Here is a 12742-nt window from a genome sequence, read left to right on the forward strand (position 1 = left end):
GCCCGTTCAAACAAGGAGTTATCCCAATGGCAATTACTGCTGGAATGGTGAAAGAACTGCGCGAACGTACTGGCGCAGGCATGATGGAATGCAAAAAAGCCCTGACTGAAACCAATGGTGACATGGAAGCGGCTATCGACCTGATGCGTAAATCCGGTGCAGCGAAAGCTGACAAGAAAGCCGGTCGTGTGGCAGCGGAAGGTCGTGTCATCGTAGCACTGGCTGACGATGCAAAAACGGCGGCTATCGTTGAAATCAACAGCGAAACCGACTTCGTTGCGAATGACAGCAACTTTGTTGAGTTCGCCGATGCAGTTGGTTTGGCAACGCTGAAAGCACAACCGGCTGACGTTGCGGCTTTGTCTGCATTGACACTGCCAAATGGTCAAACCGTAGAAGAAAACCGTACTGCCCTGATCGCTAAAATTGGCGAAAATATTCAGGTACGTCGTTTCCAGTTGGTTCACGCCGGTGAGTGTGGTCAAATCGCTTCATACCTGCACGGTACACGTATTGGTGTGGTTGTATGCATCGAAAACGGTGAAGCAGAAATGGGCAAGCATATTGCTATGCACATTGCTGCCAGCCGCCCGGCTTGTGTAGACGAGTCTGGCGTACCTGCCGAATTGGTTGAGCGTGAACGTGAAATCCAGATCGACATCGCCATGCAAAGCGGTAAGCCACGCGACATCGCTGAAAAGATGGTGGTCGGTCGCATGAAGAAATTCTTGGGCGAAATCACCTTGGTTGGTCAGCCGTTCGTCATGAATCCTGATCAAACCGTTGGTGATTTGCTGGCATCCAAAGGTGCGAATATTGCCCAATTCGTGCGTCTGGAAGTTGGTGAAGGCATCGAAAAGAAACAAGAAAACTTTGCTGATGAAGTGGCTGCACAAGCAGCGGCAGTAGCAGCAGGGAACTAACGAAGCGCCTAGCGGCTCTTCTCGCAAAAAGGGGCACTGGTTGCCCCTTTTTGCTGTCACCTGTATAAATACATCCATTTTACCCAATAGCAGCAGGCGTACCTATGTCATCTATAGCTTCCAGCCCTCAACCCCGTTTTCGTCGTATTTTGTTAAAACTCAGTGGTGAAGCCTTATTAGGTAACCAAGACTCTGGCATCGACCCTGACATCCTGTACCGCGTGGCAGGCGAAGCCCTTGCAGTACAACGTTCCGGTGTACAAATCGCGATTGTGATTGGTGGCGGCAATTTGTTCCGTGGTGCTGGCTTGGCAGAAAAAGGCATGGATCGGGTGCGTGGCGACCAAATGGGTATGTTGGCGACAGTGATGAATTCCCTTGCCATGCAGGATGCTATCGAGAAACTGGGGGGTAATTGCCGGGTGTTGACTGCATTGGGTATTGATCAGGTGGGCGAACGTTATTCCGCCCATCAGGCACGCCGCTATTTGGAGCAGGGCGACATCGTTATTTGCGCAGCAGGCAGTGGTAATCCCTTTTTTACGACGGATACGGCTGCCAGCTTACGCGGGGTTGAATTACAATGTGATTTGCTGCTGAAGGCGACCAAAGTGGACGGTATCTATGATGCTGACCCGAAAAAAAATCCTGCGGCTAAACGCTTTGATCGGTTATCCTTCGAGACAGCAATCCAGCGCCAATTAGGCGTGATGGACTTAACGGCAATGGTAATGTGCCGTGACAATAAACTGACCTTGGGTGTGTTCGATATGTTCGCACCGGGGGCGCTTGCTGCAATCGTTTGCGGTGAGAATATTGGGACTTTGGTTGAGGTTTAAGGTAATGATTGCAGACATTAAAAAAGATGCAGAGCAGCGGATGCAGAAAAGCATTGAAGCCCTGCGCAATGATTTGACTAAAATTCGTACTGGTCGTGCGCATCCCAGTTTGTTGGATCAGGTCACGGTGGATTATTACGGTTCAGATGTGCCTCTCAGCCAAGTGGCGAATGTCAGCACCGAAGATGCGCGTACTTTGAAAGTCGTGCCATGGGAAAAGCAGATGGCCTCCAAGATTGAAAAAGCCATTTTGACCTCTAACCTTGGTTTGAACCCTGCGAATGATGGCAATGCGATTCGTGTACCTTTGCCTGCATTGACCGAAGAGCGCCGCCGCGATTTGGTCAAAGTGGTAAAAGGTGAAGCGGAAGGGGCGCGAGTGGCTATTCGCAATATTCGTCGTGACGCTAACTCTGATTTCAAAGCCTTGCTCAAGGAAAAGGAAATTTCGGAAGACGAAGAGCGCCGCGCTACGGATGAGATCCAGAAACTGACTGACCATTTCATTAAGGAAGTGGAAGCCGTGCTGGAAAAGAAAGAAAAAGAATTGATGGAAGTTTGATTGTTGCTGCCACTTGGTTAATAAGTGGCATTGGCATGGGGCCTGAATGACAAATACAACGCCAAAAGATGCGGTTCCCCGGCACGTTGCTATCGTGATGGATGGCAACGGACGCTGGGCAAAAGCACGTTATCTTCCTCGTTTAATGGGGCATCATCGTGGGGTGGAGTCTGCCCGCAAGGTTATTCGTGGGTGCAGTGACGCAGGGGTAGAATGTCTAACCCTGTTTGCCTTTAGCAGTGAAAATTGGCGGCGACCGGAAGAGGAAGTCAGCGGTTTGATGTCACTGTTTATGTCTGCGTTAGAACGTGAAGCGGCAGCGCTGTTCCGGCATAACGTCAAAATGTGTTTTATTGGTGATCGCAGTGGTTTTTCTGCTAGTTTGCAGGAAAAAATTCACCAAGTTGAAGCGATGACGGCGACTTGTACCGGGATGCGCTTGCTAATTGCGGCGAATTACGGTGGGCGTTGGGATATTTTGCAAGCGGTACGCACTGTTGCCAGCCAAATTGCAGAAGGTGAAGTGGATGTTGCGACGTTAGATGAAGCAACGTTCAGTCGTTTGCTATCCACAGATGGTGTACCTGAACCTGATTTGTTTATTCGCACAGGTGGGGAAAAACGTATCAGTAACTTTTTGATGTGGCAATTGGCATACGCTGAATTGTATTTCACGGATGTATTATGGCCGGAATTCGATGAGCAATGCTTGCGCGATGCCTTGCAGGACTTTGCGCGTCGGCAGCGGCGTTTTGGAATGACGGGTGAGCAGGTATCAGGAGGAAAACATGCTTAAACAACGGGTTATTACGGGGTTGGTGCTGATTTTATTGGTGTTTGCCGGTATTCGATTTTTGCCAACCGAGTTATTTGGCTTGTTTTCATTAATGTTCATTGTTGGCTTGGGGGCTTGGGAATGGGCAGGATTGACCGGATGTTATCTGCCAGAAAAACGCATGGCAGGCACAATGATGATTCTAACAGCTTCGATTCCGCTGGTATTTATTCGACCTGACCCGGTATGGGTGTTGTCCGTGAGTGTGCCGGTGTGGCTTCTCGTGTTAGTGGCACTGAAAATTTACCCGCGCAATGCTGGTTTTTATAAGAAACATGCGTTGGCGATGCGTTTGTCTGGCATTTTAGTGTTATTGCCTGCTTGGTATGCGTTGATGCATTTGCATGTGATGCATTACAACTACGTGATCTATCTGATTACGTTAATTGCTCTGGCGGATACCGCCGCTTATTTTACCGGTCGGGCGTTTGGCAAAAATAAGTTGGCACCGGATTTAAGCCCCGGCAAAACCAAGGAGGGTGTGTCAGGTGCGGTGGTTGCAACAGCAGTGTGGGCCTCTCTTGCCGTTTTCTGGCTGGATATTCCTGAGGGTAAGAGTACTATTTTCATGGTGTTGTCGATGTTAGTAGTATTGATGTCAGTGGCCGGTGACTTGTTTGAAAGTTTGTTGAAGCGTGAGGCGGGGGTGAAAGACAGTGGGCGAATTTTACCTGGGCACGGTGGAATTCTGGATCGAATTGATAGCTTGTTAGCAGCAGCACCATTATTCGTACTGGGTTTGTTGTGGTTGGGGATTTATCGTGGCATCTAAAGGCATTACGATTTTAGGTGCAAGTGGCAGCATTGGGGTAAGTACCTTGGATGTATTGGCACGTCACCCTGAGCGCTTCCATGTGTTTGCTTTGACCGCCAACAGCAATGTGGATAAGTTGTTTGAGCAATGCCAGCAGTTTCAGCCGCGTTATGCGGTGATGGTCGATCCCGTGGCAGCGGCAGTGCTGGAACAGCGTTTGCAAGCAGTAGGCAGTGACGTGGTAGTGTTGGCTGGCGCGGAAGCTTTGGATGCGGTTGCTGTCAGCCCTGATACCGATTATGTGATGGCAGCCATTGTCGGCGCGGCGGGTTTAGTACCAACGTTAACGGCTGCACGTGCAGGTAAGCGGGTAATGTTGGCGAATAAAGAAGCATTGGTAATGTCGGGGCAGTTATTCATTGACGCAGTGCGTGAACATGGCGCGGAATTGTTGCCGATTGATAGCGAACATAACGCGGTGTTTCAGTGTCTACCTAGTGATGGTAGGAACGGGGTAGAAAAGATTTTGCTGACGGCTTCTGGCGGTCCTTTCCGTACATGGGCTGCTCACGATTTGTATGACATTACCCCCGAACAGGCAGTAGCACACCCCAATTGGTCGATGGGGCAAAAGATTTCGGTAGATTCTGCGACCTTGATGAACAAAGGTTTGGAAGTGATTGAGGCTTGCTGGTTATTTGGTCTGCCAGCCGAGCGTGTGGAGGTGGTCGTACACCCGCAAAGTACCATTCATTCGATGGTGTCCTATAATGATGGTTCGGTGTTGGCTCAGTTGGGCAACCCGGATATGCGTACCCCGATTGCGTATGCGTTGGGGTGGCCTGAGCGCTTAGCGTCAGGGGTAGCACCGTTGGATTTGTTTGCTACCGCAAGGCTGGATTTTGAGCAGCCGGACAGGGAACGTTTTCCGTGCCTGCAACTGGCTTACGATGCCCATGTGCGCGGTGGTTATGCCACGATTGCACTGAATGCGGCAAATGAAGTGGCAGTTAAAGCCTTTTTGGAGCGGGAAATCGGGTTTACCGATATTCCGATACTGGTAAAGGATGTGATGCTTCAGGCATCCACAGGCACACCGATGAACCTCGAAGAAATACTTATTCAGGATGAGGAAAGCCGTTTGCGTTCACTATCTTGGATAAAAAGCAAGAAAATACATTAAATCATGAACTTGTTGATCATAATTCCTGCATTTCTCGTCGCGATTGGTCTACTGGTAACAGTACACGAATTCGGGCATTTCTGGGTCGCCCGCAAGCTGGGCGTCAAAGTATTGCGTTTCTCGGTTGGTTTTGGCAAACCGCTGTGGCGGCGTGTTTCCAAAGACTCCGATCAGATTGAATACGTGGTAGCAGCATTACCGTTTGGTGGCTACGTTAAAATGCTCGATGAACGTGAGTGTGAGGAAGGTGGCGAAATTCCTGAGCATGATTTGCCGCGTGCGTTTAATCGTCAAAAATTGTGGAAGCGTGCGGCGATTGTGGTCGCAGGCCCCATGGCTAACTTTATTCTGGCTATCCTGATTTATGCGATGGTGAATATGATCGGTCAGGATGCGATGCGCCCGTATGTCGATGTGGTGAAAGATTCCCCGATGGCGTTGGCAGGGTTCCAGCCCGGTGATGAGGTCACGGCAATTAACGGTATTGCGACGACTTCATGGGAAGATATGCGCATGTTGTTGATTGAGGAATACCTGAAATCGCCACAATTGCTACTCAGTGCCAAAACGCAAGAGGGTACAGCGGTACAACGTGAGTTAAATCTTACGGGTGTGGCGATGTTTAAGGAAAAAGCCGGAGCATTGGATAAGCTAGGTTTGAATCCTTGGTTGCCACCTTACGATGTGGTGGTTCATGCAGTATTACCCGATACGCCCGCTGCACAAGCAGGTTTACAAGCGAACGATAAAATCTTGCAAATAGATACGCTTAAGCCGACGAACGGGCGTGTTTTCATTGAATATATTCAGCAACATGCTGACCAGCCAGTGACATTAACGGTGGAGCGTGCAGGCAATATTCATACCTTGAATATCACGCCACGGATTAACCCAGCCAGTGGTGTCACAACCGCAACCATCGGGGCGCAATTAGCCCCCCCACCTGCCAGTTTGCGTGAGCAAGTATATTTCACCCAGTCGTATGGTTTGGTGGAGTCTTTAGGGCGCGGTGTGGAAAAAACCTGGCAAATGTCCGTGGTGACATTAAAATTAATGGGACGAATGCTGACAGGTGAAGTTTCGTTGAATAATATCAGTGGCCCGGTGACTATCGCGCAATATGCGGGTGTTACTGCTTCGATTGGTTTTACGGTTTACCTTGGTTTTCTCGCGATTGTGAGCATTAGCCTTGGGGTATTGAACTTATTGCCTATCCCGATGTTGGATGGTGGGCATTTGTTTTATTATCTGCTTGAGTGGATAAAAGGTAGTCCTGTGTCGGCAGAAACGGAAGCGGTAGGTTTCCGGGTGGGAATGGCAATCATTGGCGGACTGATGGTGCTTGCTTTGTATAATGACATTACACGGTTATTAAATTAATTATGAAAAAACACACACTTGTAATTTCAGCGGTAAGCTGTTTGTTGGCTGTTTCTCAAGCTGCCTGGGCTGCTGCCTTTGTAGTACGCGACATTGAAGTGAATGGTTTAGAGCGTATTGCGGCGGGTACTGTGCTGAATTACCTGCCAGCTCGTGTTGGTGAACAGTTCAACGATGCACAATCGGCGGAGGCTATCCGTTCGTTGTTCCAGACCGGTTTGTTTGAAGATGTGCAACTGGGTCGCCGTGGTGATGTGTTGGTGGTAAACGTGGTGGAACGTCCTGCCATCGGTGAGTTAACGATCACCGGTAATCGCAAGATTCCCACTGAGAAGCTGATGGAGGTCTTGAAACTGCGCAATATCAGCAAAGGTGACACGCTCGATAAAGCCGCTTTGGCAACGATTCAGCGTGAACTGGAAGAGCAGTATCAAGGCATGGGGCATTACGGTGTTGACATTAAGACCACCATTGAAGCGCTGCCACGTAACCGAGTAGCGGTTAAGATTAATATCAATGAAGGTAATGTTGCCCGTATTCAGAAAGTCAATATTATCGGCAATAAAGCCTTTCCAGAGTCTGTATTGTTGAAACAATTGGAGTCTGGGCCACGCGGCGCATTTTCTATTCCTTTTTTGAGCGATAGTGACCAGTATTCCAAAGAAAAGCTGATGGCAGATTTGGATGCGCTGAACAGTTTTTACCGTGATCGTGGCTATATCAATTTTGAAATCACTTCGGCTGATGTGTCGATGTCACCGGACAAGAAGAATATTTTTCTGAATGTCAGTGTTAACGAAGGTGATCAGTACCGTATCGGCAATGTCAGCGTGGCAGGCAATCCGGGCTTGTCACCAGAGCAATTGGGTGAAGCGGTTAAATTGCGTAAGGGCGAAGTCTTTTCGCAAAAAGCCTTGGAGGAAACGCGCAAAAACTTGTCCAACAAGCTCGGTGCGCAAGGCTATGCATTCACCAAGGTTGCAGCAACCCCTGATTTTGATGAAGCCAATAAGCAAGTGGGTATCTTGTTGTCAGTCGATCAGGGTAAGCGCACTTATGTGCGGCGTATCGACATTCGCGGGAATAACCGTACCAAGGATGAAGTCTATCGCCGTGAATTGCGTCAGGTAGAAAGTTCATGGTTCTCAAAAGAACAGGTAGAGCGTTCTAAAACCCGTTTGCAACGTTTACCGTATGTTGAAGAAGCAACCATTGAAGTCGAGCCAGTAGCAGGTACTAATGACCAAGTTGACCTGATTGTAACCGTGAAGGAGCGTTCCTCTAACCAGTTTCGGGTGGGCGCAGGCTATTCCCAATCGCAAGGGGTATTGTTCAACGTCAACCTGAATCAAGACAACTTCATGGGGACGGGTAAAAAGCTGGATGTAAACGTTGATAACAGCAAGGTCAACAAAAATTACAGCATCGGTTACACCAATCCTTACTATACACCGGATGGTATCAGCCGTGGTTTTAGTACCTATTACAAGGAATACGATGCAGAGGCAGAAGATATTTCGAGCTATGCATCCAACCGTTACGGTGGTAGCGTTAATTACACTGTGCCATTGAGTGAACATGATTCTGTGTATGCCAGCGTCGGTGCTGAGAAGCGTGAAATTGTTCTTGGTAGCGATCCAGCCCAGCGCATTAAAGACTTTGTGGCAAGCAATGGGGATGAATATACCCAATTACCGGTAACAGTGAGTTATGTGCACGATACCCGCAACCGTACTGTGTTCCCCACAGAAGGTCAGCGTCATCGGGTCTCTTTGCAAGCAGCAGCGCCGGGCAGTGATTTGCAGTACCAGAAGTTAAGCTATGATGGTGCTGCCTATAAGCCGGTGACTGACAATGTAACTTTCGCGGTGAAAGGTAAAGTTGGCAGCAGTAATACCGGCGGTGATCTCGATAGTTTACCGTTTTTCGATAAGTATTATGCAGGTGGTATCAACAGTGTGCGTGGCTTTGAGCAAAGTTCCCTAGGGTCACGTGATGAGAAGGATGACCCTACCGGGGGCGATTTGTCGGTAACAGCGACGGCTGAAGTCCAGTTCCCGGTTCCCTTGGCTGAAGATGTCAAAGGTCTCAAAATGAGCACTTTTGTGGATGCTGGTAATGTCTTCAATGATACCGGCGACTTTAAAGCGGATGAATTACGTTACTCAGCAGGTGTGGGCGCGGTGTGGTTGTCACCGATTGGCCCGTTCGAGGTTAGTTACGCTAAACCCTTGAATGCTGAAGACGGTGATAAAGAGCAAAAAGTACAATTCAGTATTGGGGCGTCGTTCTAAATCATGCTAAAAGCCAGTGCGTTATGGTTGTGGGTGCTGATTCTTTGGGGTCAGCCTGTGGTGGCAGTCGATGAGGTGGCTGCTCAACATTCCGTGCGCATTGCCATTGTGGATGTTGCCAGTTTGCTTGAAAACGCGCCGCAGTCGAAAGCAGCAGACGCTAAATTGAAGTGGGATTTTGTGCCGCGTGAGCAAAAATTGGAGGCTGATCAAAAAGCTATTCGTCAATTAGAAGATGAGTTGACTGCCCGTAGCGAAGCAGGTGTGTTGTCTGAAGCAGAAAAAGTACAGCGTCAGCGTGAATTGCGTGACTTACAGCGCAAATATACCCGTGAAATGGAAGATTTCCGTGAGGCAGTGCGCAGTGCTCGTGATATGGCCATCGATACCTTGCAAGCAGGTATTATTCAAGCTATTGGTGAGGTACGTGAGCAAGAGAAAATCGACATCGTGTTGCGCGAAAGTAATTACATTGTTGCCAGTGACCGTATTGATATTACTGCCAAAGTTATGTTGCATTTGGAACAAAAGTTTCAAGCGCAACAGACGTTAGAGCCTCCTGCGGGTAAACAGGAATGAAAGCCATGCCAAAGGGTTTCTCGTTACAGGAATTAGCAGAATACACAGATTCTGATATACGAGGTGATGCTCAGTTACGCTTGTATTCAGTTGCTTCCATTGAGAAAGCCGTGTCAGGCGACCTCAGCTACATTCGTGATGCCAAATACCGGCATTATTTACAAACGTCTGAAGCCAGTGCGTTAATTTTGCCGCCCGATATGGCGCAAATCTATCAGGGTAACTGTCTCGTTAACCCGAATCCTTATCTTGCTTATGCGAAAGTCGTGACTCTGCTGTACCCGGTTACGCGCCCTACGGTGCTGATTCACCCTAGTGTGGTGATCGGTGACGGGGTTGAGCTAGGCGCAGATGTAGTGATTGAAGCTGGTTGTGTTATTGGTGATGGTTGTGTCATTGGTGATGGGAGCTGGCTGCACGCTAACGTTACCTTGTATGCGGATACGCGCATTGGCAAACGCTGTATCATTCATTCTGGTGCAGTCTTAGGTGCTGATGGCTTCGGGTTTGCTCCCGATCAGAAAACATGGTTTAAGATTCCGCAGATCGGTAATGTGGTGGTTGGCGATGATGTCGAGATAGGTGCAAACACGACGATTGACCGTGCGGCGATGGGATCAACCGTGATTGGTAATGGCGTGAAACTCGATAACCTGATTCAGATCGGGCATAACACCCAGATTGGTGATTACACCGCGATGGCTGCCTGCACTGCGGTTGCGGGTAGTGTGCAGATTGGCAGGTATTGTCAAATTGCAGGCATGTGCGCGATTGCAGGGCATTTGAGTATCACGGATCATGTGGTAGTAACAGGTACAAGCATGGTTTCGCATTCGATTACCAAACCAGGGGTATATTCTTCCGGCACAACAATAGAGGAAAATGCTGTCTGGCGTAAGAACGCAGTGCGTTTTAACCAGTTGGATACGTTAGCTCGCCGTTTACAGGAGTTGGAAAAACAACTAACGGCTTTACAAAATAAAGGGAGTACTTGAACCGCAATGGGCACAATGAACGTTGAAAAAATTAGAAATTACTTGCCGCACCGTTACCCGTTTTTATTGGTCGATCGGGTGTTGGACTATGAAGTCGGCAAATCTTTGACCGCGATTAAAAACGTGACGGTGAATGAGCCGTGGGTCAACGGGCATTTTCCACACCAGCCAATTATGCCGGGTGTGCTCATTATTGAGGCGTTGGCGCAGGCAACCGGTTTGCTTGGTTTCCGCACCATGGGAGAGGAACCGCAAAACGATACCTTATACTTGTTGGTAGCCGTGGATAAAGCCCGTTTCAAGCAAGCGGTTGTCCCCGGTGATCAGTTGGTGATGAAGGTTGAATTAGTGAAGCGTAAAGGCATTATGTGGGTTTTCAATGCCGAAGCACGGGTCGATGGTAAGCTTGCGGTGTCGGCTGAACTCATGTGTGCGGCGAAAAAAGAGACGGTTGCTTGAGTAGCCTGATTCATCCCACGGCGATTGTGCACCCTGCTGCGCAACTGGCTGAGGGTGTGGAAGTGGGGGCGTATAGCGTGATCGGTGCTGATGTCAGCGTCGGTCGTGCGACACGTATTGGTTCGCATGTGGTGATTGAGGGGCCAACACGCATTGGTGCGGAAAACCAGATTTACCAGTTTGCCTCGGTTGGGGCAGCGCCTCAGGATAAGAAGTTTAACGGTGAACTTACCGAATTGATCATCGGTGATCGCAATGTGATCCGTGAATGTTGTACCTTGAATCGCGGGACAGCGCAGGATAAAGGCAAAACCGTCATTGGTAATGACAACTGGATTATGGCTTATGTCCATATTGCCCACGATTGCATCATTGGCAATAACACTATTTTTGCGAATAGTGCGACCTTAGCCGGACACGTAGAGATTCGTGACTGGGTGATTTTAGGTGGATTTACCTTGGTTCACCAGTTTTGCACCATTGGCGAACATGCTTTTACGGGGATGGGGTCAGCTATCGGCAAGGACGTTCCCCCTTATACCATGGTGACAGGCGCACCCGCTGAACCGCGCAGTATCAATCTGGAAGGTTTGAAACGCCGTGGTTACAGCATGGATGCGATTCACCGCATTAAGGAAGCACACCGCATTCTTTACCGCCACAACCTGACGACTCAGGAAGCACTCGCCAAAATTGACGTGGATTACGGTGAATACCCTGATATTCGCTTACTGCTTGATTTTTGCCATAATAGTCAGCGGGGGCTGATTCGTTAACGCATGAAGCGTATTGCCATCATTGCTGGGGAAACGTCAGGTGATTTGCTGGCGGCGCGTTTGATTCTTGCTTTACGTCAGTGTATTCCTGAGCTTGAATTTGAAGGCATTGCAGGCAGTGAAATGCAAGCAGCGGGTTGCCAAAGCTTATTTCCCTTAGAAAAACTCTCCGTTATGGGGTTGGTAGAGGTTTTAGCACATTTGCCGGAGCTGCTGTCTATCCGTCATCAGTTGTTACGGCATTGGCAGGCAAATCCCCCCGACTTATTCATTGGCGTGGATGCACCTGATTTTAACTTACCGCTTGCAGCCAAATTACACGCTTTAGGTATTCCTACCGTGCATTACGTGAGTCCTTCTGTATGGGCGTGGCGGGCTAAACGGGTGCGCAACATGCGTGGCAATATTGATTTAATGCTAACGTTGTTTCCATTTGAAGTGGATTTTTACCGTGAACATGGCATGACGGCTGAGTTTGTCGGGCATCCCCTTGCAGACGAAGTGGCGTTTGATGCGAGTCGTGAACTAGCCCGCGAACAGTTGGATTTGCCGTGCCGTCAGCGTATTCTGGCTATTTTACCGGGTAGTCGCAGTGGGGAAGTGCGCCGTCTTGCCCCTGATTTTTTGCGAGCGGCTTGGCAATTGCAGCAGCGTCACCCTGATTTATGTTTGGTGGCACCGGCTGCAACGCCACGGTTACGGCAAGAATTAGAGGCGATACGTCAACAAGTAGCGCCTGATCTTAGTCTCACCGTGTTAGATGGGCAATCGCGTACCTTGATGCAAGCGGCTGATTATATCGTGTTAGCGTCCGGTACAGCGGTGTTGGAAGGCATGTTAGCTGGTCGTTTGATGATCGCCGCGTATCGCGTTGCCCCGTTGACGGCGTGGTTGATTCGTACCTTCCATTTGTTGAAAGTTCGTTTTGTGACCTTGCCCAACAACTTGGCTAATGAGGCGTTGGTAACAGAACTGCTTCAAGAGCAGGTCACCCCGTTGAATCTTGTGCAGGCAGTAGAAAATTTGTTTACCCTACCTGTTGAACGCCAACGCTACATTCTGCAACGTTTTCAAGCATTACACGCACAACTGCGCCAAAACGCGAGTGCCAGTGCCGCTAATGCCATTCTTACCCATTTTTCGGTTAAAAAATCGTAGAGACA

The 12742-nt window shown here is 49.1% G+C and carries 13 protein-coding genes; all 13 read left to right on the forward strand.

Annotated elements, in window-relative coordinates; translation table 11 throughout:
• Window positions 1-26 precede the first annotated feature (26 nt).
• The 13 genes from tsf to lpxB all read left to right on the forward strand — a co-directional run bounded on the left by tsf (window position 27) and on the right by lpxB (window position 12737).
• The gene (tsf, locus tag QJT81_10035) at window positions 27-923 is read left to right on the forward strand and encodes a translation elongation factor Ts (protein ID WGZ96274.1); all 897 of its coding nucleotides are present in this window, start codon (window positions 27-29) and stop codon (window positions 921-923) included.
• 104 nt (window positions 924-1027) lie between these two features.
• Complete coding sequence (gene pyrH, locus QJT81_10040) at window positions 1028-1762, forward strand: UMP kinase (protein WGZ96275.1); 735 nt, start codon at window positions 1028-1030, stop codon at window positions 1760-1762.
• A gap of 4 nt (window positions 1763-1766) precedes the next feature.
• Window positions 1767-2324 carry a ribosome recycling factor gene (gene frr / locus QJT81_10045; protein ID WGZ96276.1) on the forward strand — a complete coding sequence of 186 codons (558 nt, stop codon included), beginning with the start codon at window positions 1767-1769 and terminating at the stop codon, window positions 2322-2324.
• Between the two features lie 46 nt (window positions 2325-2370).
• Window positions 2371-3120, forward strand: coding sequence for a polyprenyl diphosphate synthase (gene uppS / locus QJT81_10050; protein ID WGZ96277.1), 750 nt, complete (start codon window positions 2371-2373; stop codon window positions 3118-3120).
• Complete coding sequence (locus QJT81_10055) at window positions 3113-3931, forward strand: phosphatidate cytidylyltransferase (protein WGZ96278.1); 819 nt, start codon at window positions 3113-3115, stop codon at window positions 3929-3931. Before uppS ends, QJT81_10055 begins: the two co-directional genes overlap by 8 nt.
• Entirely contained in the window at window positions 3921-5096 is a 1176-nt protein-coding gene (gene ispC / locus QJT81_10060; GenBank protein ID WGZ96279.1) for a 1-deoxy-D-xylulose-5-phosphate reductoisomerase, read from the forward strand. The genes QJT81_10055 and ispC overlap by 11 nt, the downstream gene beginning before the upstream one ends.
• Window positions 5097-5099: 3 nt before the next feature.
• The gene (gene rseP / locus QJT81_10065; protein ID WGZ96280.1) at window positions 5100-6476 is read left to right on the forward strand and encodes an RIP metalloprotease RseP; all 1377 of its coding nucleotides are present in this window, start codon (window positions 5100-5102) and stop codon (window positions 6474-6476) included.
• Window positions 6477-6517: 41 nt separating this feature from the next.
• On the forward strand, window positions 6518-8770 hold the full coding sequence (gene bamA, locus QJT81_10070) for an outer membrane protein assembly factor BamA (protein ID WGZ96281.1): 2253 nt from the start codon (window positions 6518-6520) through the stop codon (window positions 8768-8770).
• Between the two features lie 3 nt (window positions 8771-8773).
• Window positions 8774-9349: an OmpH family outer membrane protein gene (locus QJT81_10075; protein WGZ96282.1), complete on the forward strand. Its 576-nt coding sequence runs from the start codon at window positions 8774-8776 to the stop codon at window positions 9347-9349.
• 5 nt (window positions 9350-9354) lie between these two features.
• Window positions 9355-10344, forward strand: a complete 990-nt coding sequence (lpxD, locus tag QJT81_10080; GenBank protein WGZ96283.1) for a UDP-3-O-(3-hydroxymyristoyl)glucosamine N-acyltransferase — start codon at window positions 9355-9357, stop codon at window positions 10342-10344.
• A 6-nt stretch (window positions 10345-10350) separates the two neighbouring features.
• The gene (fabZ, locus tag QJT81_10085; GenBank protein WGZ96284.1) at window positions 10351-10803 is read left to right on the forward strand and encodes a 3-hydroxyacyl-ACP dehydratase FabZ; all 453 of its coding nucleotides are present in this window, start codon (window positions 10351-10353) and stop codon (window positions 10801-10803) included.
• A complete protein-coding gene (gene lpxA / locus QJT81_10090; GenBank protein ID WGZ96285.1) occupies window positions 10800-11579 on the forward strand; it encodes an acyl-ACP--UDP-N-acetylglucosamine O-acyltransferase in 780 nt (259 codons plus the stop codon). The genes fabZ and lpxA overlap by 4 nt, the downstream gene beginning before the upstream one ends.
• 3 nt (window positions 11580-11582) lie before the next feature.
• On the forward strand, window positions 11583-12737 hold the full coding sequence (lpxB, locus tag QJT81_10095; protein WGZ96286.1) for a lipid-A-disaccharide synthase: 1155 nt from the start codon (window positions 11583-11585) through the stop codon (window positions 12735-12737).
• The last annotated feature ends 5 nt before the right edge of the window (window positions 12738-12742 follow it).

It is taken from the genome of Candidatus Thiothrix putei (assembly GCA_029972225.1).
In the GTDB taxonomy this organism is placed as follows: Bacteria; Pseudomonadota; Gammaproteobacteria; order Thiotrichales; family Thiotrichaceae; genus Thiothrix; species Thiothrix putei.

What these genes read in the sequence shown, in the direction of transcription:
- tsf (WGZ96274.1), top strand. Translation starts at nt 27, where the DNA reads ATGGCAATTACTGCTGGAATGGTGAAAGAACTGCGCGAACGTACTGGC.
- pyrH (WGZ96275.1), top strand. Translation starts at nt 1,028, where the DNA reads ATGTCATCTATAGCTTCCAGCCCTCAACCCCGTTTTCGTCGTATTTTG.
- frr (WGZ96276.1), top strand. Translation starts at nt 1,767, where the DNA reads ATGATTGCAGACATTAAAAAAGATGCAGAGCAGCGGATGCAGAAAAGC.
- uppS (WGZ96277.1), top strand. Translation starts at nt 2,371, where the DNA reads ATGACAAATACAACGCCAAAAGATGCGGTTCCCCGGCACGTTGCTATC.
- QJT81_10055 (WGZ96278.1), top strand. Translation starts at nt 3,113, where the DNA reads ATGCTTAAACAACGGGTTATTACGGGGTTGGTGCTGATTTTATTGGTG.
- rseP (WGZ96280.1), top strand. Translation starts at nt 5,100, where the DNA reads ATGAACTTGTTGATCATAATTCCTGCATTTCTCGTCGCGATTGGTCTA.
- QJT81_10075 (WGZ96282.1), top strand. Translation starts at nt 8,774, where the DNA reads ATGCTAAAAGCCAGTGCGTTATGGTTGTGGGTGCTGATTCTTTGGGGT.
- lpxD (WGZ96283.1), top strand. Translation starts at nt 9,355, where the DNA reads ATGCCAAAGGGTTTCTCGTTACAGGAATTAGCAGAATACACAGATTCT.
- fabZ (WGZ96284.1), top strand. Translation starts at nt 10,351, where the DNA reads ATGGGCACAATGAACGTTGAAAAAATTAGAAATTACTTGCCGCACCGT.
- lpxB (WGZ96286.1), top strand. Translation starts at nt 11,583, where the DNA reads ATGAAGCGTATTGCCATCATTGCTGGGGAAACGTCAGGTGATTTGCTG.